Source organism: Paenibacillus liaoningensis (assembly GCF_059609455.1).
Genome location: NZ_JCAALU010000024.1, coordinates 22,123 through 45,339, shown reverse-complemented (window position 1 = coordinate 45,339; position 23,217 = coordinate 22,123). Strand labels below are relative to the sequence as shown.

20 protein-coding genes are annotated in these 23,217 nt (G+C 48.9%); 9 read left to right on the top strand and 11 right to left on the bottom strand.

The window, feature by feature from the left end; all coding sequences use genetic code 11:
* Positions 1-43: 43 nt before the first annotated feature.
* Together AC6B99_RS29710 and AC6B99_RS29705 are read right to left on the bottom strand one after the other, a co-directional pair.
* A complete protein-coding gene (locus AC6B99_RS29710; protein ID WP_494879091.1) occupies positions 44-1,363 on the bottom strand; it encodes an FAD-dependent monooxygenase in 1,320 nt (439 codons plus the stop codon).
* Positions 1,356-2,213: a methyltransferase domain-containing protein gene (locus tag AC6B99_RS29705; protein ID WP_496664886.1), complete on the bottom strand. Its 858-nt coding sequence runs from the start codon at positions 2,211-2,213 to the stop codon at positions 1,356-1,358. Before AC6B99_RS29705 ends, AC6B99_RS29710 begins: the two co-directional genes overlap by 8 nt.
* Before the next feature lie 172 nt (positions 2,214-2,385).
* Here AC6B99_RS29705 and AC6B99_RS29700 point away from each other — a divergent pair, with 172 nt between their 5' ends.
* Positions 2,386-4,302, top strand: coding sequence for a glycosyl hydrolase family 18 protein (locus tag AC6B99_RS29700; RefSeq protein WP_496664885.1), 1,917 nt, complete (start codon positions 2,386-2,388; stop codon positions 4,300-4,302).
* 294 nt (positions 4,303-4,596) lie between these two features.
* Here the strand turns inward: AC6B99_RS29700 and AC6B99_RS29695 are convergent, their stop codons facing one another.
* From AC6B99_RS29695 to AC6B99_RS29685, 3 genes are all read right to left on the bottom strand, one after another.
* Entirely contained in the window at positions 4,597-6,246 is a 1,650-nt protein-coding gene (locus AC6B99_RS29695; protein ID WP_494859807.1) for a GTP-binding protein, read from the bottom strand.
* A 1-nt stretch (position 6,247) separates the two neighbouring features.
* Complete coding sequence (gene cysD, locus AC6B99_RS29690) at positions 6,248-7,171, bottom strand: sulfate adenylyltransferase subunit CysD (RefSeq protein ID WP_268795390.1); 924 nt, start codon at positions 7,169-7,171, stop codon at positions 6,248-6,250.
* Positions 7,172-7,440: 269 nt separating this feature from the next.
* Positions 7,441-8,583, bottom strand: coding sequence for a winged helix DNA-binding domain-containing protein (locus AC6B99_RS29685; protein WP_496664884.1), 1,143 nt, complete (start codon positions 8,581-8,583; stop codon positions 7,441-7,443).
* Between the two features lie 199 nt (positions 8,584-8,782).
* Here AC6B99_RS29685 and AC6B99_RS29680 point away from each other — a divergent pair, with 199 nt between their 5' ends.
* Positions 8,783-9,571: a M15 family metallopeptidase gene (locus tag AC6B99_RS29680; protein ID WP_056028195.1), complete on the top strand. Its 789-nt coding sequence runs from the start codon at positions 8,783-8,785 to the stop codon at positions 9,569-9,571.
* Between the two features lie 61 nt (positions 9,572-9,632).
* Here the strand turns inward: AC6B99_RS29680 and AC6B99_RS29675 are convergent, their stop codons facing one another.
* Entirely contained in the window at positions 9,633-9,947 is a 315-nt protein-coding gene (locus AC6B99_RS29675) for an ArsR/SmtB family transcription factor (RefSeq protein WP_056032582.1), read from the bottom strand.
* A 252-nt stretch (positions 9,948-10,199) separates the two neighbouring features.
* On the opposite strand from AC6B99_RS29675, the gene AC6B99_RS29670 reads away from it, so the two are divergent.
* Positions 10,200-10,547 carry a hypothetical protein gene (locus AC6B99_RS29670; RefSeq protein ID WP_056028211.1) on the top strand — a complete coding sequence of 116 codons (348 nt, stop codon included), beginning with the start codon at positions 10,200-10,202 and terminating at the stop codon, positions 10,545-10,547.
* A gap of 103 nt (positions 10,548-10,650) precedes the next feature.
* Here the strand turns inward: AC6B99_RS29670 and murI are convergent, their stop codons facing one another.
* The gene (murI, locus tag AC6B99_RS29665; RefSeq protein ID WP_056028214.1) at positions 10,651-11,451 is read right to left on the bottom strand and encodes a glutamate racemase; all 801 of its coding nucleotides are present in this window, start codon (positions 11,449-11,451) and stop codon (positions 10,651-10,653) included.
* A gap of 195 nt (positions 11,452-11,646) precedes the next feature.
* Positions 11,647-13,242 (bottom strand): M4 family metallopeptidase, encoded by a 1,596-nt coding sequence (locus AC6B99_RS29660; protein ID WP_056028217.1) that lies wholly within the window; start codon positions 13,240-13,242, stop codon positions 11,647-11,649.
* Between the two features lie 483 nt (positions 13,243-13,725).
* On the opposite strand from AC6B99_RS29660, the gene AC6B99_RS29655 reads away from it, so the two are divergent.
* Positions 13,726-14,259 (top strand): Asp23/Gls24 family envelope stress response protein, encoded by a 534-nt coding sequence (locus tag AC6B99_RS29655; RefSeq protein ID WP_056028220.1) that lies wholly within the window; start codon positions 13,726-13,728, stop codon positions 14,257-14,259.
* A 267-nt stretch (positions 14,260-14,526) separates the two neighbouring features.
* Here the strand turns inward: AC6B99_RS29655 and AC6B99_RS29650 are convergent, their stop codons facing one another.
* Together AC6B99_RS29650 and AC6B99_RS29645 are read right to left on the bottom strand one after the other, a co-directional pair.
* Positions 14,527-16,044: a DHA2 family efflux MFS transporter permease subunit gene (locus AC6B99_RS29650; protein WP_496664883.1), complete on the bottom strand. Its 1,518-nt coding sequence runs from the start codon at positions 16,042-16,044 to the stop codon at positions 14,527-14,529.
* 17 nt (positions 16,045-16,061) lie between these two features.
* Positions 16,062-16,583: a PadR family transcriptional regulator gene (locus AC6B99_RS29645; protein WP_496664882.1), complete on the bottom strand. Its 522-nt coding sequence runs from the start codon at positions 16,581-16,583 to the stop codon at positions 16,062-16,064.
* 282 nt (positions 16,584-16,865) lie between these two features.
* Between AC6B99_RS29645 and AC6B99_RS29640 the strand changes: the two genes are divergently transcribed.
* The 5 genes from AC6B99_RS29640 to AC6B99_RS29620 all read left to right on the top strand — a co-directional run bounded on the left by AC6B99_RS29640 (position 16,866) and on the right by AC6B99_RS29620 (position 22,060).
* A complete protein-coding gene (locus AC6B99_RS29640; RefSeq protein ID WP_496664881.1) occupies positions 16,866-17,810 on the top strand; it encodes a serine hydrolase domain-containing protein in 945 nt (314 codons plus the stop codon).
* A gap of 118 nt (positions 17,811-17,928) precedes the next feature.
* Entirely contained in the window at positions 17,929-19,482 is a 1,554-nt protein-coding gene (locus AC6B99_RS29635) for a spore germination protein (RefSeq protein WP_496664880.1), read from the top strand.
* Between the two features lie 32 nt (positions 19,483-19,514).
* Positions 19,515-20,669: a Ger(x)C family spore germination protein gene (locus tag AC6B99_RS29630; protein ID WP_496664879.1), complete on the top strand. Its 1,155-nt coding sequence runs from the start codon at positions 19,515-19,517 to the stop codon at positions 20,667-20,669.
* A 13-nt stretch (positions 20,670-20,682) separates the two neighbouring features.
* Complete coding sequence (locus AC6B99_RS29625; protein ID WP_155972681.1) at positions 20,683-20,937, top strand: hypothetical protein; 255 nt, start codon at positions 20,683-20,685, stop codon at positions 20,935-20,937.
* A 28-nt stretch (positions 20,938-20,965) separates the two neighbouring features.
* A complete protein-coding gene (locus AC6B99_RS29620) occupies positions 20,966-22,060 on the top strand; it encodes a GerAB/ArcD/ProY family transporter (RefSeq protein WP_056032591.1) in 1,095 nt (364 codons plus the stop codon).
* Here AC6B99_RS29620 and AC6B99_RS29615 read toward each other — a convergent pair.
* Positions 22,050-23,186: an SGNH/GDSL hydrolase family protein gene (locus tag AC6B99_RS29615; protein ID WP_496664907.1), complete on the bottom strand. Its 1,137-nt coding sequence runs from the start codon at positions 23,184-23,186 to the stop codon at positions 22,050-22,052. The two genes, AC6B99_RS29620 and AC6B99_RS29615, sit on opposite strands and share 11 nt — an antisense overlap.
* Between the last annotated feature and the right edge of the window lie 31 nt (positions 23,187-23,217).

Genomic DNA, 23,217 nt, shown 5'->3' with positions numbered 1-23,217 from the left:
CAGTCCTCCTTGTATGTACATCAATTTACAAGCAACCCTATCTTTACAAGCAATCGCCAATCACTGCTACAAGGCGGCTGCGGGCGGCTGGCAGCGAGCCAAGTCCGCGCAAAGCGGAGTGCCACAGCAGCTCATGCCTGCTCGTCCATTCGATCAGCTTCTGCAGCCGAATAGCTGGAGCGAAGCGGCTTTGCTGAATCGCTGCATAATGAACGAGCGGCGCATCGCTGCCGCTCTCCAGCGCTTGCAGCAGCAGCGGCGCAGCAAGCTCAGCACTGCTAAGCGCGCGGTAAATGCCTTGGCCTGTCAGCGGATCGTAATAACCTGCGGCATCGCCTATGAGCAGCAGCCCTCCTTGCTGCGTTGCCCGCACCCGGCGGTCAAACGGCCCACAAGCGAGCACCTCGCCTGTGCAAGCCGCCCCCTGCAAGCGCTCGGCAAGCTCAGGCAGCTCTCCTGCTTTTCCCAGAAGCCAAGCGCTGCGCCTCTCCTTGCTCGCAACAGAAGCAGCCCTGTTACCCGCTTCAGCAGAATCAGGAGCTTTTCCCCTTGCATTGACTTTGAACGATGCGGCTTCAAGCATCGCAATTTCCGTATCTGTATCTCTATCCGTATCCATATGACCAGCTACTTCCTTAACTGCTCCGCTTTCTTTCAAATCTGCGGCTAAAGCTCCCGCACTCCCGCTCCCTGACAGCTGCGCCAGCGTCAAATTGGCTTCGCCGCCGCCAATCGGCGCCAGCCCAACAACGATGCCGCGCCCGGTGAACAGCTCGACGCGCGGCTGCAACTCCCGCACACCGCTTACCCGCGCTGTGAACGCTGTTTTGCGCAGCGGGCCGAAGCTGCTCAGCCCCGCGCAGCGAGCCACTGCCGAGCGAATACCATCCGCGCCAATGACGAGGCGCGCCCGAAATTCCGCTGCGGTCCCCGCTGAGGAATATGCGACGACGCCAGCCACTCGGCCCTTCTCCCAAATAAGGCGCTGCACCCGCATTTGTTCAATGACCTGCGCACCGGCCTCGCAAGCATGCAGCGCAAGCGCATAATCCAGCTTTTCGCGGGCGCAGGCCATTCCGAATTGGCCTGCGGGAAAAGCTGCCAGCAGCTCCGCCTTCCCGCTTGTCAGCCGCCAGCCATGAATGAGCGAATGCTCCATGCTGCTGCGGATCGCTGCAAATTTGCCAGCGGGCAGCACGCGCATAAGCGCGGCGACTGCGCCTGGATTCAGCGACTCGCCGCAGGGTTTGCGCCGCGGGAGCGATTCTCGCTCCAGCAGCAGCACCTTTACACCCGAGGCAGCTAGCAGGGCTGCCAGTACGCTGCCGGCTGGCCCCGCACCGACAATGATAACGTCATGCATGGCATACAAGCGCCAAGCGAAATGGAAAATGCCGATGCACAACAGCGGGAACACCGGCCTGTGCCAGCAGTTCCTTCGCTTCTTTCGCGGTATAGGAGCGCTGGACGGACATTGGCCCATCATGCTTCGTCACCGGGCTGCGCCAGATGAACTTCGCGAGCATCCGTGCGGACAGCAGCGCCAGCTGGTGCCGCTCCAAATCGGTTACGACCCAGCCGACCCGTGCTACCCGGTCGATTTCCCCCAGCATGCGGCTCGCTTCCCCGTCATCCAAATGATGCAGCGCCAAATTGCTAAACACGATGTCAAAGCTGTTATCCTCGAATGGCAAAGCCGTACCATCCGCTTGCAGTACCTGAATGGCCTTTTGATGAGCGGTGCGTTTCGCCGCAAGCTCCACCATTTTAGGATGGATATCGACGCCGACAATTTCGACTGCCATACCGCGCTTGCTGCACCATTTCTCTAAAGCCATCGGAATATCCGCCAGCCCTGTCGCCACATCGAGCAGCTTGATTTTCACCCTATCGCCTTGCACAGAACCAGGCCCTGACCCGGTCCATCCCCTCTGTTTTCCTTGCGAATTCTGCGCTGCTCCTTGCTCTAGTCCTTTTCTTTGCTCCAGTACTGCTCTTTGCTCTAGCCCCGCCCCTTGCCCAAATTTCAGCTCCAGCTCCTGTGCCCGCCGCGCGATAGCCGTCTGTCTGAGCAGCCGCTCCAGATGCTTGAACAGCACCGGATTGCCGCCCAAATAACGATTGACCTGCCATACCTCGGAGAGACTCCTCTCCAGCTCCTCCAGCTCCACCTCTTCCTCGTCGAGCTTTTCCTTCGCATACAGCCGCTTCATAACTGCCACCTCCTGCTTTGCTGTCCTTATTGTTATTGTTTTCCACCTTTTTTATCCACCCATATTTATTTCATTTTTTTACCTGATGGAATAAGGCAGCTGTCTTCGCAACCTCCAGCCTCCCGTTGCGTCTAATAGAGTAGAGAAACTAGAGGAGAGTGATAGAACGATTATGAAATTCAAAATGAGAAAGCTGACCGCTTTGCTGGTGCTGCTTATGCTGAGCCAGGCTTTTGCTGCGGGAAGCAGCATGGCCGCGAGCTCCGCGACGAAGTACCGGGTGTATCAGAACGATGCGTCGCTCAAGGAGTTTGCAACCGAGAAGCAGGCGATTGCCTATGCCCAGAGCTTTGCCTACAGCCATGTCGAGCAAATAGCGGGCCGGGTGTGGGTATGGGACAATTTCCCGAGGTATAAGGTATATCAAGGCGGCGCCTCCAATCCCAAATGGGAATATCGCACCTACGAGCAAGCACAGGCCGCAGCGAAGCAGCTAGGTCAAGTACATATTCGAGATTTGCAGCAGCCGGGCTGGGTGTACGAATCTTATGCCAAATTCCAGCTCTATCAGGGCGAAAATACGAAAAACAGCTGGGGCTTTGCTACTCTTGCAGCCGCTAAGAAGGAAGCTGCCAATTGGGGCAATGCCCATATTATTAAACGTTCCACGAATGAGTGGGTATGGGACAATGTGACGGCGGCGCAAAAGAAAGAGCAGCGTGCAGGCAAAGCCGTGTACACGATCACGAAGGATGGCGGGCAAATTTCCGGCACCAAAACATACGCTTACCTCTATGACGCTGTTCAAGCAGCAGCTAAGCAAGAGGGCAGTGAAGTAACCAATACTGCGAAAGGCAAGGTCGTTTTCTCAAATGTACGCAGCTATGAAGTACAGCAAAGCGGCAAAACCGTAAAAGCTTTTATTAGTATGGAAGCCGCGATACCCTTTGCCAAAAAATATGCAGGCGCCGATGTCGTATACAATAACGTCGTCTGGTGGACCAACAAGCCTTATTTATCCGTTTATCAAAACGATAAAATCATTAAAAGCGTACACACCAAAGAATCCGCCGTCACACTCGCCAAAAGCTACGCGAACGCCACCGTTCGTAACGCGGATGGACGAGTATTATGGAGCAATGTCACAAAGCTGATTTATATGGGCTGGAATGGCTCTTCGAACAGCCAGACGATTTTGGGGCATGTTGCGGGGACACAAGGGCTCGATATTGATTCACCGACTTGGTTCGAGCTAGGCGATGCGAGTGGCAAGCTGAACGATATGTCCGATGCGGCGACGGCCAGTACCTTGAAGGCGCAGGGCATTCTCGTCATGCCGCTCCTGCACAACCAGTTTGATAAAAAGATGACGAGTGCCTTTCTTGCCAATTCGGCAGCTCAGTCTGCTTTCATTAACAGCCTTGTCACCAAGCTTGCGGCCCTTCGCGTCTATGGACTCAATATTGATTTTGAAGAGGTAGCTGGAGCAGACCGGGCAAGCTATACCGCTTTTGTTAAAGCACTCACGAAAGCTGTTCATGCCAAAGGCATGAAAGTATCGATCGACCTGCCGCGCGGCAGCGCCAGCTGGAATCAGGCAACGGCGTATGACCACACTGCACTGTCAGGCATTGTCGATACGATTATTATTATGGCTTATGACGAGCACTGGAGCACAGGCCCGGAAGCGGGCTCCGTATCCAGCTTGGCTTGGGCTGAAGAGGGAGTTAAACAGTTTCTGGATTACGGCATTCCCCGCAAAAAGCTGATGCTCGGCATTCCTTTCTACGTTCGCGAGTGGAAGCTGGACAACTCGGGTGCCCTCATCAGTAATCGTGCGATTTATATGAAGGAAGTGCCGCAGCTCATTAAAGATACGAACGCTGTAGCTACGCCGGATGTAGCATCCGGTCAAACGAAATACACGTATGTAAAAGATGGTTTCACCTACGTATTCTGGGCAGAGACCGCTTCAACCGTGCAAGCCCGCATCAATATGGCGAAAAAATATGATCTCGCAGGTGTTGCAGCGTGGCGCCTTGGCTACGAAAGCGCCGATTTGTGGACGATGATGCTGCGTTTGAAATAATTTGTTTTTTTACTTAATTATTGAGAAAGGTCAAGCTACGGGCTAATAGTCCCTTGGCTTGACCTTTTTTTATGAAAACTGTATTAGTTTGGCTACACTTAAATCCTTGAAGCTGCTGGCCTATCATACTATACTACTCATCACATACTACCTCTACATGAGAATCCTATAACATCTTATATACATAAGCAGGAGAAGCCGCCCTCCAATTAGTTGGAGGGCGGCTTCTCGAGTACGGTTTTATATTAACCGTTCTAGGCTTCTCTTGATATCCTGACCGAATTCAACAAGAAACTATACTTGAATGAGAGCCTTCACAACACGTTTTACGGCATCATTGGCCGCTTCCTCGATCGAAGAGCTGTTTACAGCAACATCGATTGGCAAAAAGGCTTGGCCGATTATTTCTTGCGCAATGGCTTGATCGTTGTCGTTCGCAGAACCGGCCAGTACCAATGCAATAAGTCCCGCATCATTTAGCAATGTCGCATAACCCGCGATTTGCCGCACAGATTCTCCTAAGCTGTTATCGATTAGCATCGTATGATAGCCTCTCGCTACCAACCGTTTCTCGATTCCCTTCGCAAGAGCCAAGTTGCCCGAAACTGATCCAGGAAGCCAAAGCGTTAATGGCTGCTGTCCTTTTTGCTGGGCACGAACATCTCTTGTGATTTCCGTATCGATCTGGCCCGCACTATCAGAGCTTTGAAGAGCTTCGTCAATGACGCCGCAAGCGGATGTCATATTCGTTACACGATCGATGAGAATAAATCCACCGATGCTTTTATTTTTTTCAAACGCATCAAAAACAATACCATCCGATAATGAAATTTCACATTTAGCCACTTCATTCTTAACCACATGATCGGCTGTAACTGTATTGCCTGTATTAATATCAATTTTGTAATTAATCGCCGTCACAGTACCAGGAAGAACCTTTGTACCTACCTTCACCAGAGCATTTTTTCCCGGCGTCAGGACAGAATCATCCATCCAAAGAATCGTGGCGCTAAAGCTGTCGGCCTCTTGGAGCTGATTGTCCTTCGTAAATACACAACCTCGTGAAACGTCGACTTCCCGATCTAATTGAATTGTGACAGGTTGTCCGGCATGAGCCGAATTTCTGTCTTGGTCTGTTACAAAGATTCGTTTAACCTTCGCCTTCTCACGGCTAGGCAGAGTTGTCAGTTCATCGCCAACTGCGATGCTGCCGGCTTCAATCTGACCTTGGAATCCGCGGAATGTGTGGTCTGGCCTGCATACCCGCTGAATGGGCATCATAAACGGCTTCACGTCATCATTCGAATGAACATCAACACCCTCCAAATAGGGTAGCAAAGGAAGACCCTTGTACCAAGGCGTATTCGGCGATTTCTTCGTAATGTTATCCCCTTCTGTTGCAGAAACAGGGATCACCTGAATGCTTTCAAACTGGAATTCAGCGGAGATGCGAGAGAAGTCTTCTTTGATTTCATCAAAAATCTTCGTATCAAAATCCACCAAATCCATTTTGTTTACCGCCAACACCAGATGCTTAATCCCCATGAGGGCGCAAATCCGGGTATGGCGCTTCGTTTGAGTAATAATCCCTTTCGTTGCGTCCACCAGAATAATGGCAAGATCCGCAAAAGATGCGCCTACGGCCATGTTGCGTGTATATTCTTCGTGCCCCGGCGTGTCCGCTACTATGAACGAACGGTGATCCGTCGTAAAATACCGATAAGCGACATCAATCGTAATCCCTTGCTCACGTTCGGCTATCAGCCCGTCAAGAAGCAAGGAGTAGTCAATTTTGCCGCCGCGGCTGCCCAGCCTGCTGTCCAGCTCCAATGCTCTCTCCTGGTCGGCGAACAAAAGCTTAGCCTCATAAAGCATATGTCCAATCAATGTGGATTTGCCGTCATCCACACTGCCACAAGTAATAAATTTAAGCAGACTCTTCATCTTAGAAATAGCCCTCCCGTTTACGTCTTTCCATGCTTCCCGCTTCTTCCTGGTCGATCACCCTTGTTGTCCGTTCGGATGATACCGCACCAAGTGTTTCTTCAATAATAGCATCCAGCGTGTCCGCATCTGACTGGGCGCCGCCAGTCAGCGGATAGCAGCCTAATGTGCGAAATCTCATCTTCATCATTTCAATCTTCTCACCCGGCTCGAGCTTCATCCGCTCATCATCCGCCATGATGATCTGTCCATCGCGATTAACGACAGGCCTTTCTTTCGCTAAATAGAGCGGAACAATATCAATGTTCTCTCTGCGAATGTATTGCCAAATATCTTTTTCTGTCCAGTTGGAAATCGGGAATACGCGGATGCTTTCACCCTTATTAATTCTTGTGTTGAAAAGCTTCCACATTTCCGGCCGCTGGTTTTTCGGATCCCAGGCATGATTTTTATTACGGAATGAGAAAATCCGCTCCTTCGCACGTGACTTTTCCTCATCACGTCTTCCACCGCCAAAAGCAGCTGTAAATCCGTATTTGTCTAGGCCCTGCTTCAGGGCTTGGGTTTTCATAATATCAGTATAGGCGGAGCCATGATCGAAGGGGTTGATCCCTTGCTCAATCCCTTCCTGATTGGAGTGAACAAGCATGTTGATTCCGAATTCTTTCGCCTTGCGGTCGCGGAATTCAATCATCTCTTTGAATTTCCACGTTGTATCAATATGCATGAAAGGAAACGGCGGCTTCTCCGGATAAAATGCTTTCAGCGCCAAATGCAGCATCACGGAGCTATCCTTACCGATCGAGTACAGCATCACGGGATTTTCACTTTCCGCCGCTACTTCTCGAATAATATAAATCGCCTCAGCCTCGAGTTGATCCAGATGTGTCATTGCATCTATGGAATCAAGCATCAATTTGTCCATGAAAAAAGTGCCTCCCTTTAATCCTTACTAAATCTATAGACTATAATATATATCGTATCAGATTTTCACTTTTATGCAAAGTGGAATAAAGTGAATTCTTTTATTTTTTTAATCCATCCGTTTTCATCAAAAAGCACAATGGAACTACACACAATTGGATTGGATAATTCCATTTTAGAAAAAATGTAGGGATGATGTGCATCAAGCTATGATTTGCCGCGAATTATTGAAAGCTCTCGCTCGCTTTGAAGACGTAATTTTTTTGCACCTTACTTAACCACCTGCTCAAACGCCAGCCTCCCCAGCGGCAGCTCCATGAATTTCGCATAAGCTTCTGCACGCTGTTCAATGCCCTCCTTAAATTCATCAAGAGGCTCGAAGGGATGAATGACGACATCGACTCCCTTCTTCTTAACGGTTCGTTTCCAAGTGCCTACGACTTGTCCATTAACCACAACCATCGGCAGAAAAACGCCATTATTGCCAGGAACAATCCGCTGAGCAATTTCAGGCTTCAACACGGCGCTGCGTTCCTTGTAACCTAAAATATATTCATCAAAGCCCGGCAGCAAATAAACGGCAGAAGCTTTGTCTTCCTGCTTCTCCTCCTTCGAAGGCCTCTTTTCCCCCTGCTCTGTCCAAGCACCATCTGTCTGCTTTACCATCCAATAGTCGCTGCCGTCGATTCGCTCCCTATCCAGCTGGCCTTTTATGGCTTCCAGTCCTTCCCTTGCATCGCCAAGCGTCATCCCTGACCACCAGGCAAAATCATGAACGGTAGCAGGGCCATGAGCGGTAAAATAGCGCAAAGCGAGCTTGGCAAGCGCATGTTCACGCGTCAATTGCTGCGCATCTGGTACCCATTCATCAAGCAAAACGAACGTTTGCTGCTTGCCGCTTATCGGTCCAAAGCAAATCAGCCCTTTATAGGCGCTATGCCATAAAATGTGATAACCCCGCTGGTTGTCCGTGCGTATGCCCGCCCGCTCCAATTGCTCTAGCAGTTCTCCGCGCGAAACCTGTACTCCCCCTTGCAGCCTATTGCGAATCAAGCTTTCGCTGCGCGCAAGCGTTGCATCATCTAACTCCAGCTGCTCCCTCCGCCGTCTCGACTGCTGAAGCAAACGCGGGGCAGCAAGGGACAACCGCCATAATACATCCTCTGTTGGCACAAAATGAATCGTTCCGCGCTGCGTCCAGGTCAGTACCATCTCGCGGTCCTTAATGCTCTGCTCCACCTTGGACAATGTCGCCCCAGGCGAGCGCAGTCCAATCGCCCACATGGCCTGCATATAATCCTGAGCCTGCACTGCACCGAGCTGCCCTACTACCTGTTTAGGCGACCAATTGCTTTCAGTTGATGCGATCCCTTGATTTTGCAGGCGAAGCCCTGCTATCCTGTTTATATTCATCCGGCACCCCTCTTGCACATAATGCGTACATTAATGCTTCCATTTTACCATAGGGTACGAACGGTGTTTCAGCTTGACTGAAACACGCTCATGCTTTTACGGATAAAAATGTTACAATTTCGATACATTTTCTGCATTTTTCGAAACAAGTACCCGTTATAATTCGTCATAGGGATCACATGAGGAGGCGTTTTTAAACATGAGGATGAAAAGGACAGGACAAGCTTTGATGGTTCTGCTGCTGCTGTTTGCCTTTGGCTGCACTGGCGCGCAGGAAACCGTATCGCCTATAGCGAGCCAATCGCCAGCAAGCAATACGAATACCGATGCTGCTGGGGAAGCGGGGGATACCGCCGTGCAGGAAACGTCAGGTACGGTTGACGATTTGCTTGTCGTAGCGAACCCTACGGCAGCCGTCGTGCTCGTAAATAAGCAATACAGCTTGCCAGAAGGCTACGAGCCGCAGGATTTGGTATATCCCGATGTAGCGTTCACCTTCACTGAGAAAATCGACAAGCGCATGCTGCGCAAGGAAGCGGCTGACGCTTTGGAGCAATTATTCGCCGGAGCATCTGGTGATGGCATTCAACTCGCTGGCGTTTCCGGCTACCGTTCTTATGATCGCCAGAAAACGCTGTTCGACAATTATGTGAAAAAAGATGGCGAAGAAGCCGCTCGCATGTACAGCGCTGTTCCAGGCACGAGTGAGCATCAGACCGGCCTTGCAATTGATGTTACGGGAGCGGATGGCAAATGTGCTGCGGAGGATTGTTTTGCGGGTACGCCTGAAGCAGGCTGGCTCGCTGATCATGCCTGGGAGTATGGCTACATTATTCGTTATCCCGAAGGGAAAGACAGCTTGACCGGCTACAAATATGAGCCTTGGCACATCCGCTACGTCGGCAAGGAGCTGGCTAAAGAGCTGAACGAGCGCGAAATTACGCTCGATGAATATTACAATGCGGTTCCGGTATCCGAGAAACGTTAATGAACATACAAAAAAGCGGCCAAGCGGCCGCTTTTTTTGTATGCTCCCCCCTCAAATTCTCTCAAATATACTGCTCGTCCGTTGCCAGAATAGAATCCAGCAGCCCTGGAAAACATAAGTCCAGATTATCCCGACGAATCGAATAATAATGCTGCTTGCCTTCAATTCGCGGCTGAATGATTCCTCCTTCGCGCAGTATTTTGACATGATGCGACAACGTCGATTTGGACAGATGCTCGACCTCGAAAGAAGAACAGTTTTTCTCTCCTGTCCGAGCCAAACATAAAACAATTTTAAGCCGCACAGGGTCGCTCAGCGCGTGAAGCACCGTTGTGAGCTTCATTTCATTGGCTTCTGGTACTCTCATCGTTCTCATACTGCCCAAGGTACCATATCCTGTGGGATGTTTCAATGCCCGATTTTCAAACTATTCCTTGCATTATTTCAGCGGGATGTGCTAAGCTGTCATCCGTTCGATGAAGCCCTGTCTCTTTCCTCTTGGGAAACGACAGGGCTGATTCGTTTAGGGCTGCTTTTGTGCTTTTTTTAATTGCCTCCTTTTAAAAATCTTTCCCTTGGGCAACATATAATCGCAACGGAATTAATGAATGAAAGGAGCCGCAAACGCATGCTGCTCGTTTATGCTGTCGCCCTACTGCTTGGAGGATTATTCGCGGTGAATGCCGTATTCGCTTATCAAAGCAAGCATATTGATCCCGTATTCTGGGCCACGATTTGGTACCAGTTCAAGCTGCTGCCCGTCATTTTTGCTGCAAATGTCATGATTGGCTTCGGCGTCAAATTTATGTATAAAGGGTTTGGCAATTTGACCTTCGCCCTCACCTTGTCGAAAGGCATTGAAATTTTGGTCTGTGTCATCATTGGCATGATGTTTTTGCGGGAAATGCCCAATTGGAAAACGATCGCCGGGCTCGCCGTCGTCGTGCTTGGCTTCTGGATTACGAAGCTCAAATGAGTACTTTCTCTCCCAAGCATTACACGAGGAAAAAGCAAACAGCCTAAAGCCGCCCCCTTGCAGAAGGCATCAGCTTTAGACTGTTTCATTTATTATTCCATCATTATTCTTTCATAATTTCTTCATTCTGTACGCTGCTCTCGCTAATCAATTCGAATGCGGTACGGATTTTCTCAATGTAAGCAGCATCATTGCCGGTACACATAAAGCGAACGCTGCCGCTTCGTACGCCGCCTACCATGCCAACACGGCTTAGCAGCGCCATAAGACGTTTTACCGTTCCCACATTGCCATCTATAATTTGAATGTGCGGCGGCAATATTTCGCGGAGCAGCCCTTTGTAGAAAGGATAATGGGTACAACCCAGCACAATCATGCCATAACGGTCCAAATCATAGTCAGCAAGCTTGGAGCGGAAATAGTCGCTCATAATGCTTTTGTCAAACTGCAGCTCCTCACAATAATGGACGAGCTCTGGAAGGGGCAAGGAATCTACTATCCCCTCATCGTCCACACGTGAGACAAGGGCATAATATTTTGGCTGCTGAAGCGTCAACGGTGTCGCGAACACCAGCACCCTCTTCCCTGTCTTGCGGTTCATCTCAACGGCTGGTTTGACTGCCGGCTCCATACCGACAATAGGAAAAGAGTACATCGTTCGCAGCTCGGCAACAGCAATACTAGTGGCCGTATTGCAAGCTACAACCAGCGCATCCATCCCCTCGCCAACCATCGTCTCAACGGCCTCCAAAATATAGGCTCTGACTTCTTCCTTCGACTTCGTTCCATAGGGGACGTGCAAATTATCAGCCATAAAAAGATAATCCTGGGCAGGAAGCATTTGAATCGCCGTTGCCATGACGGTTAGACCTCCAATGCCCGAATCCAAAAATCCGATTTTCATTTTTATCGATCCTTAACTTATGTAATAAATACTAATACAAGCATAGCGCGATAGTTGGTTATAGGCAAGAGCAGCCAAGAAGATAATGCGCAGCTTTTCATGATGTAGCTTATAAATTTTTTCCATAAAAAGGACCAACCAGAAGTTTCTGATTGGCCTTTCTTTCCTATTCTATTTCATTGTACTTCTATTCTATTAATATACGCCTACCGCATTATAAGCTTGTTTAACCGATGCTACTTGCGTAGAAGTTGCGCCGTACAGCTCTGTTGCCGATTGGATGACTGCTGCACGCGTAGCGGAGAAATTAGAGAAGGTCGACAAATAGTACACCAGCGCATTGTAGTAAATTTGTACCGCTTGCTCCCTGCCGATACCCGTAACACTCACCCCACTGAACGTTCCGCCTTGTGCAAGCAAATAAAACGCCTTATTGTTAATGCCGCTATTGATATGCACGCCGGCATTGTCAGCGGAACCCGTATAGCGGTTGCTGTAATGTGCGGGCTGATTATACAAAGTCGGATCAGCAAGCGAGCGAATCGCATCGCCTGAAATGTTTGGCGTGTATACATCATCCCCGATCAGCCAGTTATCCCCTTCAATGGAATTGCCGATAATATCGGAGATCGATTCGTTAATAGCTCCCGACTCGCCGTAATACTCCAAATTAGCCGTATATTCGGTTACGCCATGCGTGAACTCATGACCAACTACATCCAAATCGCCAGACAACGGCTTAAAGGTTACGCCATCGCCATCGCCGTACACCATTTGTACGCCATTCCAGAAGGCATTGTTATAGTTCGTATAATAATGTACGGTGGAACGGAGCTGAAGACCATTGTTGTTCAAGCTGTTGCGGCCAAATTTCTGCCAATAATAATCATAGGTTTTTGCTGCATAAGCATGAGCGTCAACAGCAGCCCCATCCGTCCAAATGTTCGTTGATCGGGAGAAGAGCGTCCCCGGTAGCGAGATTCCATTATTTGCATTGTAGGTTGCAATGCCACCCCCGCGCGTTGCATCGTACAGCTGATAAGAGGAACCCACGAGCCTCGTTTCAAACGTTTTGCTATCGCCGTTCACACCTGTTCCCGAACCTGTTATTTCATGTAAAATATTATATTTAAACAATACGCTGCCTGTCTCTGCCGCGATAAAATATCTAACCCGCAGCGGCTCAGGCTCCAGCACGTTCACTTCTGTAATATAAGACAGCACCGGTTCGCCATCCTGCACAAAATAATATAATTCTGCTTTAGGAGTCGTTTGCGGCTCGCCAAGCGTTCCATACTCCTGCGATACATCAGCCTCGGCAGCGGCAATCGCATCTGCTTCGCTAATCGGAATGACCGGAGCGATCGTTTGCGGAAGCTTGTCCTGCACATTTTCAACAACGCTTCCAAGCAGTGAAGTCACTTGCCCCTCACTGTCAACATGAAGCGTTTGATCGGCACCATATACAGGAATGCCTGATGCATATTGGCTCAGCCTAAAATGGATCGTTCCCGTTGAACTATTGGTCTGCTGTTCTACAATACGGAAATGATCACGAATATTGCCCTCTTCGCCAACATTTAATTGGTCTCTTACACTTTCCAAATAGCCCCATACCTTTTCCTCAGGCGATACAGCTAAAGGAGCTACCCAATCAGGCGCCGTAATGAAAATTTGCGAGGAATCAGCGAAAAAATCACTTGAATCGTTATTTTCTTCCGCTGCGACAATCGAAGCGAATGAACCAAATACGAGCATACCTGCAACAATAGAAGCTACTTTCTTTTTCATAAAAATACACTCCTCCAATATGAATACTAGGTTATAAGCGCGAGCGAATTCCTGTTGATTGTTCATTCAGGCGGATGCCAAAGCTGTTATCTGGGATGAGAGACGATTGCGACGGACCGTTTACCTTTTTTTGCTGGCAGTCAAGTTTAAACCTATCACCCACCTAATAAGGAAATATTTGCAAACCCTTGGAGCTGATTTCATATTACTACGAGAGTCTATCATTTGTGAAGCTTTTTTTGAGATTTTTGGAAATTTCTTCTAACCTTCTATGTTAGATTACGCTAATTCATTTGCTCTTTGTCTCCCATAATCATGGCGTTTACTAAATCTATTCTTGTTTAATGGCAGTCTAGTTTAGTAGCAAGCTAATATAAAATAATATAAATAAAAAATAATTATCCCAAAAAAGGATTTTGGAAAACTTTGACGAATGTTGAAAGGTATAGAGAGACTATATAACTATAGATGGGAGTCCTATTCTTGCAAACACCGCCTAGAAGACCAGGAACGACGACCTATAGACCTGGGCAACCCTCGGCTGCGCGACCTACCAGTGCCCAAACAGGGCGGCCAGTTGCCAATCCGCGAGTTGCTGCCGGACAAGCAACTGCAGCAGCACGTCAAGCCGCTCCTCCTGCTGCTGGGCAACCCGCACCACAGGCTGCACCAGCAGCGAACAAGAATCAGCCAAAAAATAGGCTGGCCTTAGCGATTATATCGCTTATTTTTGGCATTATCAGCGTATTGCTGTGCGTTGGAGGCTTGTTTAGTTTTATCGGAACGGCACTAAATCCCTATGCCAGTGATACAGCTGGAATGGCAAGCGTCATAATTTCTGCTATTCTCATTTTCATTTTCAGCCTGCTCGGATTTATATTCGGTTTGGCCTCCAAACGTTCCTCCAGCGGCAAAGGCATGGCGATTGCAGGCATTATTTTATCCGCTCCTCCACTGTTTCTGACGGTGCTTGGCGTAGGTGGCTTTATTTTTGCTGCGATATTCGCAATGTACTAAGATAACACTTGGCAGTACTTCTCTTGAAATAAAACAAGCCTTCGCGTTCCAAATGGAATGCAAAGGCTTGTTTTATTTATTGAGCTCGCTATAAATCCTTTAAGCTGCTATTGCTTCAAAATCCCCGGCAGCAATTCAATACCTCCAGGTGAACGGCGAGCCCAACGCTCGTCGTTCTTGTTGTTCCCAAACCATCATATTGGACCTTAAACCTCATGCGACCACCTTACCTTCAGGCTCTGGAACTATACAGCTTAGTTAACCTGCTCATGAAGCCTGCTTGGCAGCGGATTGTGCATTAGGAATGCTTTGCCTGCCTGGGCCTGCAACGAAGGCCGCCACAATGCCAAGAACAGCGAAGACAATACTTAGCATAAATCCATGGTTTATCGCGGTTCCCAAAGAATCACGCACGAAAGCAACAATATCTTGCGGAACATTGCCGGCCCCTCGCACAAGTTGCTCTGGATTCGCCAGCGTCGCAATCTGATCCTGTGGAATATGGTGCTCAGCCGCTCCATCCGACAGCAGCGTCTTCAAGTTATTGTTGACTATGGTCGCCATGATTGATGCGCCGAGAACGCCGCCAATGCTGCGCCAGAAACCAACGATGGACGAGCTAATACCGATGTATTTGCGTTCCACGCTTGCCGCCATAGCTGTCTGTGACATGCTCATCAAAGGGCCGATAGCTCCGAGCCCAAGCAGTATCATAAGACCAATCATATACCACTTGGAAGCATCATGGCTAACCGTACTGAGCAAGTAGCTGACGATAACTCCCGCTGTCATTGTGAAAGCAATAAGCGTTCGATAAGCAAATTTGGATTGCAAAAAGCCAAACAAAACCGCTCCGGATATTAACGAAACCATCATCGGAGTCAACAAAGCGTTGGAGTTTTCCTGCCCTAATACGGCAGTTGAGAAAATCGGCAAATAAGCAATGGCCGAAAACATAATCGCTCCCTGACAGAGACAGGCGAGACATAGCCCGACGACCATCCGATTTTTGAACAAAACTAATGGCAATATCGGCTCCTCTGCCCGCAGCTCAACGGATATAAACAGCATGCCCACGATAATCGACACCGCAAACAGCGATAAAATTTGCCAAGACGTCCAGGCGTAGTCCTTCCCACCCCACTCCAAAGCGAGCATCAAGGAGATGGTGCAAATAATGAGGAAAGCCGTACCTAAATAATCGATTTTTGGCTTTCGCTCCGAACGGGATTCCTTGAGGGCAAAGAGCAATACAAGGAAGGACAAGATCCCAATCGGAACATTGACGTAAAAGCACCATCTCCAGCCCCACGCCTCTGATAACAGCGTCCCGATTTGCGGTCCTGCAACTGAAGACAAGCCGAAGATACCTGCAAAAACGCCGGCCATTTTGGAAGCTTGCTTCGGATCGGCAAATACCGTGTAAATGATCGTAAAGCTGATCGGCAGCAGCGCTCCCGCACCAATTCCTTGAATAGCACGGAACACGATTAGTTGGGTAATATCCTGCGCCATGCCGCATAAGGCTGAACCAAGGAGGAATATCGATATGCCAATGAGATAAAATAGTTTGCGGCCAAATAAATCGGACATTTTGCCAAAAACGAGCATCATGCTCGTTGAAGCGAGCATATAGGCGGTAAATACCCAGCTGACCTGCTCAAATCCGCCAATGTCTTTAATAATATGGCTCAGTGCCGCAGAGGTAATCGTGTTGTCGAGAGACGACATTAGCAGGCCGAGTGCCATTGCCAATACGATCAGCCCTGTTTTTTCCTTGTTCATGTTGAACCCCCTTCTCCTTATAATTGAGCTTTCAGCTTTTGCAATCCTTCTACTAAAATTCGATGGGAGCTCTCCTGATTGGCAATACCGATTGTGATACACAGCTCTTGGGTGGCATTCATGTTGGGTTTCCAATTTGCATAATCAGCCGTTAATTGTGCAATCTCTTCCTCCTGTTTGGCGATCGTTTTCTCCAGCCATTGAATCACTTGCTCCTGATCTGCCCATTTTCCAAAAACGAGCCTCACCATAAAATCGGATTTCGTTTCCACAGCCTGGATATCGCTTTTTAAATACAGCATAAACTGTTCCCGGCCCGCTTCCGCAATCGTATACACATTTTTATTTGGCTTGCCATCCTGCAATATGCTCTCCTTCGTAATTAATCCCTGCTTCTCCATCTTGCCGAGCGTCGGATAAATCGTCCCATAGCTGGCATTGTAAAAATACGAAAACAGCGTTTCAAATTTGTGCTTGATTTCGTAGCCCGAACAATTTTCATCCATTAAAATTCCTAAAATCACATCTTGGCTGTTCAAAAAATTCCCCACCTTCTTTGCAAATCTCTTTACGCAAGTTTATATTAACATAAAGTATATATCAGTTCAACATATTAATTTTAATCATATATCGATGAACAATATGAACAGTAGTCAAGCAGCTTCATGGCTAAATTCGTTATGCATTCAGCAGTCAGCCTTAAATTACAAAGTGGGAATCAGAGAGCCCGTACCTAATCGCTCATCCTTCCATTTGTTTCTTTTCCGCTAACCCCCTATAATCGAAAGAACGAGATGGATGAGGAAAGTAGGGAAATACAGATGAACCTGTCATCACTGCTCCCGGCTATTGAGCCGCTGGACTTAAGGAGCTGCCTGGTGTCTTATAATGGCAAGCTTATTATCGAGCATTACCGAAATGATCGTACGAGAGAAGAAATTGCAAAAGTTAATTCCTGTACAAAAAGCGTCGTTTCTGCCCTGATTTGTATCGCGATGGACAAGCAGCTGCTGCCAGAGGCATCGACGCCAGCCGCTTTATTTTTCCCCCAGCTTGCCGAAGATTCTGACCCGCGAAAACAAACGATTACGCTGGAGCATCTATTGACGATGTCTGCCGGCTTCAACTGGACGGAGTTCGGCGGACAAAACTCCTTCCCCCGCATGACGCAAACGTCAAACTGGATTCAATTTGCCTTGGAGCAGCCGTTATCGGATGAGCCTGGCTCGCGCATGGAATACAACTCCGGCATCTCACAAATGCTGTCTGCCATTCTCGTACAAGCAAGCGAGATGACCACTGCTGCATTTGCCGAACGCTACCTGTTCCAGCCGCTAGGCATTTCCCAATATGAATGGGAGCATGATCCGCAGGGCATTCATACAGGCGGCTTTGGACTGCGGCTGCTTCCAGCCGATATGCTGAAGCTGGGCCAGCTGTATTTGCAGCAAGGTACATGGAATGGGCAGCAGCTTATCCCCCAAACTTTAATAGAGCGCTCCGTCTATCCTGCAATAGCCGCTGAATCTCCTCGCCCTGGCCAGTACGGCTGGCATTGGTGGGTCGATTCTTTTGCAGCAAGTTCGGAATCCGCTTCGCCTTCTGCTTTCGATTTTTATTATGCTTTAGGCTTCGGCGGACAGACGATTACCGTCATCCCCAGCCTCAATATCGTCGCAGTCGTCACCAATGACAGGCTAAAAAGAGGCAAGCCTCCCGCAGATGTTTTCCGTCATCACATTGCCCCGCTGCTCGCGCAGCAATAATTTAAAAATCAAGACAACTCCCCTGCGGGCGTTGTCTTTTTATGTCGTATAGTTTTCCAGGCGACAAGCCATACTGGTAAATGTAAGAAACCAGGACATGGAAACTAGGTGAACGCACATGACAACCGAGAATAGCCATACGGGGACAAGCACCCAGGAAACGATGCCAACCGTACCACAAAGTGGTCAATCAGGCAGTGGCGATGGGAAGCATCCGCTCACCTCCATACTGGAGGATAATCTTCGTTATCTGGAATCTGTCTTTGACCGCAGCTCCGATATCATCTTTATGCATTGGCATTACGGTCCCGATATGTTGCATAAAGCATGCTCGATCTATTACAGCTCGCTTATTCAAGACGATACCATTAACTATATGAAAATATCGCTGCAGGATCTTGTAACGCATGAGGTCGGACCTGGAATGGAAGCTGGCATTGAGGACGTCCGCTTTTTTTTCGAGAATCATGGCCCTTCCGGTAAAAAAGTACAGCTCGTAAACGATTTAGATGCTGTTATAGACGGTATTTCCAGCGGACAGCTGCTGATTTTATTCGACGGCTGGAATCAGGCACTCAGCTTTAAAGCCCAGTCCGTTGAGACAAGACAGGTCAATGAGCCCGTCAATGAATCGGTCGTGCAAGGGCCGCGGGAAAGCACCGTTGAAAACTTGCAGAAAAATTTAGGACTGCTGCGGCTGCGGCTGAAGACGCCAAAATTCAAAATTGAGCTAATGAGCGGTGGCGGCGATACCAACACAACCGTCGCCTTCGGATATTTGGAAGGCAAAGTGGATACTGAGATGCTCGCCGAGTTTAAGAAGCGAATGGAGCTCATTAAGACGGTAGATGTTTTGGAAACGTCCTATATTGAGCAGCTTATTGAAGATTCCAGCTACTCCCCCTTTCCTCAGCATCGTTATACAGAAAGAACCGATATGGCTGTAGCCGGTTTGCTAAAGGGAAAAATCGTCGTGCTGGTGCAGGGAACAGGCGGCATGCTGCTTTGTCCCGGGTTGTTCACCGAGTTTTTCCAATCGAGCGAGGATTATTACCAACGGACGATCATCTCTACGATGATTCGCTGGCTGCGCATTCTCGCTTTTATTATCGCCTTATCGCTGCCAAGCATTTATATTGCGCTATCTACCTTTCATCCTGAGCTGATTCCTACCGTGCTTCTATTAGCAGTATTGAATGCACGCGAGGGTCTGCCGCTGCCAGCCTTTTTCGAAGCGCTGCTGATGGAGTTCTTTTTTGAGCTTATGCGTGAGGCAGGCGTTCGCTTGCCCCGGACTGTCGGCTCCGCTGTGAGCATCGTTGGAGCCCTTGTCATTGGAGATGCCGCGATTAGTGCAGGAATTGCATCACCGATTATGGTTATCGTGGTGGCGCTGACGGGTATCGCCTCCTTCTCTATTCCGCAATATGGCATCGCGATTGCGCTCCGTATTTTGCGGTTTCCGCTCATGCTTTGCGCTGCGCTGCTCGGGGGCTTCGGCATGATGATTTGCTTCTTGTTCATTTTGCTGCATCTGTGCAAGCTTAGGTCGCTTGGTCAGCCTTATATGGCTCCGCTCGCTCCTTTTCGGCTGGTCGAGCTTCGAGATGTCATTATGAGAATCTCGCTCAAAAAGCTGCTGCGCAAGCCGCAAAATTTGCATAAGCATTAAGAAGCTCAAAAAATCAAAGAGATGGGATCTGCATGAAAAAACAAACCGGCATTTTACTGATTGCCTCTCTATTCATGAGTTTCATGCTGCTAACGGGCTGCTGGAGCAAATACGAGCTGACCGAGCGCGGTTTTGTGATGGGCGTTGCCCTCGACGAAACGAAGGACGGAAAAATCGAAATGCTCACCCAAATTTATCGCCCCGCCTCCGTAGAAACCGGCAAATCCGCAACCACGCAAACGTCCAGCGTAAGCATTCATACGCAAGATGATACCGTAATGGAGGCGATACGCGATATTCCGATCCATTTGGGCCGTAAAGCCCAATGGAGCCATACGCGAGTCATTATCGTCGGTGAGAAGCTGGCGAGAAATCAGGATCTCGGAAAAACACTCGATATTTTTTATCGTGACCATGAACCGCGCAGCAGCGTCAAGCTGCTTATATCCAAAGGACCCGCTCACAAGCTGCTCGAGAAGCAGCCGCTCATTGAGCAGACGACAGCGCAGCAAATTCTTCGAACAGAAGAGTTCTCCTATCTCAATGCGGCGAAAACAATGGACACCTCCCTGCTCGATTTGCTTCTTCAACAGGAAAGCGCGCATCCAGACACGGTAATCTCCTATGTTTACAGAAATTCTAATCCGGAGCAGACGTTGTCCACAGCGGGGCTTGCCTTAATCAAGAACGGAAAACTGAAAAAGGTAATGCCTCCCGATAAAGTAGAGGGGCTGCTCGCTTTACGAAATGAATACCATTCTGGTGTGCTGGAGATTCCTTGCGAAGGCATGAAGGGCGAGAAAGAAACAGCGGAAGTGCTGGCTCTGCGTACAGCAAGCAAAGTAACAATGAAGGATGGAAATCCCATAGTCAGCTACCGAATTAAAGGGGAGCTAGCCATTACAGAGCTAAAATGCACAGCTATTGTTTCCAAAAAGGATGAGCAAGCCTTCCTCGAAAAATTTAGCGCTGCTCTATTGAGACAAACTTCAGCGACGTTAAAATTTTTGCAAAAAAATAAGCTGGAGGTTATCGGCATCGGCAACCAGATTTACCGCCAGAGCCCGGGGGCGTGGCACAAGCTTCAGCCGGACTGGGATGAGCGCTTTGCGGAGCTGCCGATTGATGTGAAGGTAGAGTTTAAACTCGTTACGGGCGGGACGATGAACAGCAAACCTGCATCGTAGCAAGGCGGGAAGGATGATGTTGATGTGGGAGCGGGCACTGATTGCTACAGTTTTATTCGGGGGCATGCTGCTGTATGACAGCCTCACTCTACGCGGGAAGATGAAAGGCCCCGCAGTTTGGCTCTATTCATTTATTACAGCGGCATGCCTGTATATGAGTATAGATTATGTCTTGAACAAAGACTGGTTCGATTATTTCGACGTCGTTGAGCAGCTATTGGGCGGGCCTGCCAAACAGATTAGCAGCATGCTGGGGGTGAAAGGCTAGGTTGGGCGAGGAAAGGAGCAGAATCAGCTTGAATAAACAAAAGGTCAGTGCTTTTCAAATGGGCGTGCTTTTATTCGTATTCTTGACCGGCTCCTCGATTATTTTTGTGCCTGGCCCGCTGATTGGAAAAGCAGGTGCCGCCGCTTGGCTTTCCCTGCTGCTGTCTGGAGCGATCGGGTTTGGCATCCTAATGATGCTGCTGTATTTAAATCGCCGATTTCCCGGCCAGGATTACATTGATTACAGCCGCAAGATGATTGGCAACGTACTGACGGTGCTGTTAGGGCTGCTGACTATCTCGTATTTATTGCAAATGCAGGCAGCTATTGTTGTAGGCGTAGGCCAGTTCATGATTGGGGCGATGATGAGGGAAACACCGATGTACGCCTTTACTTCCCTTATTTTTATCATTTCTGCTGTGACGGCCCGCGCAGGAATAGAAGTGATTGCACGAATGTTCACTCTGATTATGCTATTAACATCCTTTTTCATTTTCATCGTACTGCTGTTTGCGATCCCTGAATACCGTCCTGAGCAGCTGCTTCCGCTGCTGCCTAAAGGACTGACGCCTGTAGCGGCTGGAGCTTATTATACGTTTGGCTTCCCGTTCTCCGAAGTATTTTTATTCGGCATGCTGCTGCCCTTCGCCGCAGGGCACAAGCTGAACAAGAAGCTGATGACGACGATGTCCATCTCCTTCGCAGCCAGCTTGCTAGTACTCTGCGCTGTGACGGTGTGTGCATTAATGGTATTCGGTCCGGTTGCAGGGGCGGGGCCCTATATGCTATTTTCCGTAGCCCGGCTTATTGAATTTCAGGAAATAATCCAACGCATTGAGTCCGTTATCGGCATGTCGCTCATTCTCGGCTCTTATATGAAAGCTACGCTTTCCCTCTATGTGCTCAGCCTCTTTATGGCCAAGCTTTGCGGCATAAAGGACAACAATGTCATCATTATGCCGCTGGCACTGGCGGGTTTTCTGATGGGGCTCGTCACTTATGACAGCAACACCCAGTGGGCTCGCATTGTCACAGAAATTCATCCGATATGGACGGGGCTGGTGCTGTTCGTTCCGCTGCTTGTGGTAATGGTTGTAGCAATGTTTCGCCCGACTAAGGCTTAGAGGAACGCAAAACTTCTTTGATATAACCCGCCAGCTCACTGGCTGCTTTCGCATGGGCTAATCTGCCGGGATGCTGTCTTGCGCCTAATGTGTCATCCGTCGTATTGGGAAGCTGAAAAATGGATACCTGCTTATCCCCTGTTTGCATCCGATAAGCATTTACAGCACGGTAGATAGCCGGCATCATCGGTTGACCCAGCATGCCGTAGGCCCATATGATAGGGGCATTTGGGTTATATTTTCTAATTTTGATTAGAAAGCTCACCGCTGCCTCCTCAATTGCCGCTAAATCCTCCTCGACATACGTGCCATCAGCCTTTAACCGCTGTTTGTAAGCTTTGCCAGTAGCTGTATCTACCCATTCCGGAGAATGAAAAGCGCCGTCATCATTCGTTCCCAAATTCACGACGACGACATCCGGCTGCCACGAGTCAAAATCATTTTTTTCGTGCGCGCCTAAAGCTTTATTGTTCTCCCCGGTAAGAAGACCGCAAACCTGTTCGTAATAATCAGGAAGATTGGCATGCGGGTTGTTATCCCAGCTCGTAAGTACGCCCCATCCGCTTTGTGAAAGGACACGGTAGTCAGCATTCAGCGCTTCCGCTGTCATCGCCGTATAATTGTCAATGGCGCTAAACCACATCGGAATCCAGTCCGTCTCCGCTTTCGCTCCAATGGTCCCTTCTCCAGAAGTAATGCTGTCGCCTATAAATTCGATGCGATAGGGTTTGGCTGCAATCGGTGTAAATTCACCGTCAAACTTCACAGCGTGAATCTGCAGGAGGCAGCCCGAATCCGCGCTCATCGCCTGTACATCCTTTACGATACGAACATTTTTAATGGCGGCCTTAGTCATGCCTCTAAAAATACAAATCCAGTACCTGCCCGCCGTTAACATTTGTCTGCTGACCGGCACACCGTTAATCAGGATGCTGATCCAAGGCTCATACTGGTCGTAATTCACCTCGACTTCAACCCAAAGCTCAGATCCTTGCGCATTTAATTCCACCGAGCTTCCCGTCCAAAATAACGTTAACGGATCAAGTTGGCCAGTCGTCCGGCCATGAACCTTAAGATGAGCGATTTCGGATAACGGATGTACCTTTAAGCGAACCACTTGTGGCATCACACACTCCTCCTCATTTCTATAAATTTTT

What these genes read in the sequence shown, in the direction of transcription:
- AC6B99_RS29710 (WP_494879091.1), bottom strand. Translation starts at nt 1,363, where the DNA reads ATGCATGACGTTATCATTGTCGGTGCGGGGCCAGCCGGCAGCGTACTG.
- AC6B99_RS29705 (WP_496664886.1), bottom strand. Translation starts at nt 2,213, where the DNA reads ATGAAGCGGCTGTATGCGAAGGAAAAGCTCGACGAGGAAGAGGTGGAG.
- AC6B99_RS29700 (WP_496664885.1), top strand. Translation starts at nt 2,386, where the DNA reads ATGAAATTCAAAATGAGAAAGCTGACCGCTTTGCTGGTGCTGCTTATG.
- AC6B99_RS29695 (WP_494859807.1), bottom strand. Translation starts at nt 6,246, where the DNA reads ATGAAGAGTCTGCTTAAATTTATTACTTGTGGCAGTGTGGATGACGGC.
- cysD (WP_268795390.1), bottom strand. Translation starts at nt 7,171, where the DNA reads ATGGACAAATTGATGCTTGATTCCATAGATGCAATGACACATCTGGAT.
- AC6B99_RS29685 (WP_496664884.1), bottom strand. Translation starts at nt 8,583, where the DNA reads ATGAATATAAACAGGATAGCAGGGCTTCGCCTGCAAAATCAAGGGATC.
- AC6B99_RS29680 (WP_056028195.1), top strand. Translation starts at nt 8,783, where the DNA reads ATGAGGATGAAAAGGACAGGACAAGCTTTGATGGTTCTGCTGCTGCTG.
- AC6B99_RS29675 (WP_056032582.1), bottom strand. Translation starts at nt 9,947, where the DNA reads ATGAGAACGATGAGAGTACCAGAAGCCAATGAAATGAAGCTCACAACG.
- AC6B99_RS29670 (WP_056028211.1), top strand. Translation starts at nt 10,200, where the DNA reads ATGCTGCTCGTTTATGCTGTCGCCCTACTGCTTGGAGGATTATTCGCG.
- murI (WP_056028214.1), bottom strand. Translation starts at nt 11,451, where the DNA reads ATGAAAATCGGATTTTTGGATTCGGGCATTGGAGGTCTAACCGTCATG.
- AC6B99_RS29660 (WP_056028217.1), bottom strand. Translation starts at nt 13,242, where the DNA reads ATGAAAAAGAAAGTAGCTTCTATTGTTGCAGGTATGCTCGTATTTGGT.
- AC6B99_RS29650 (WP_496664883.1), bottom strand. Translation starts at nt 16,044, where the DNA reads ATGAACAAGGAAAAAACAGGGCTGATCGTATTGGCAATGGCACTCGGC.
- AC6B99_RS29640 (WP_496664881.1), top strand. Translation starts at nt 16,866, where the DNA reads ATGAACCTGTCATCACTGCTCCCGGCTATTGAGCCGCTGGACTTAAGG.
- AC6B99_RS29635 (WP_496664880.1), top strand. Translation starts at nt 17,929, where the DNA reads ATGACAACCGAGAATAGCCATACGGGGACAAGCACCCAGGAAACGATG.
- AC6B99_RS29630 (WP_496664879.1), top strand. Translation starts at nt 19,515, where the DNA reads ATGAAAAAACAAACCGGCATTTTACTGATTGCCTCTCTATTCATGAGT.
- AC6B99_RS29625 (WP_155972681.1), top strand. Translation starts at nt 20,683, where the DNA reads ATGATGTTGATGTGGGAGCGGGCACTGATTGCTACAGTTTTATTCGGG.
- AC6B99_RS29615 (WP_496664907.1), bottom strand. Translation starts at nt 23,186, where the DNA reads ATGCCACAAGTGGTTCGCTTAAAGGTACATCCGTTATCCGAAATCGCT.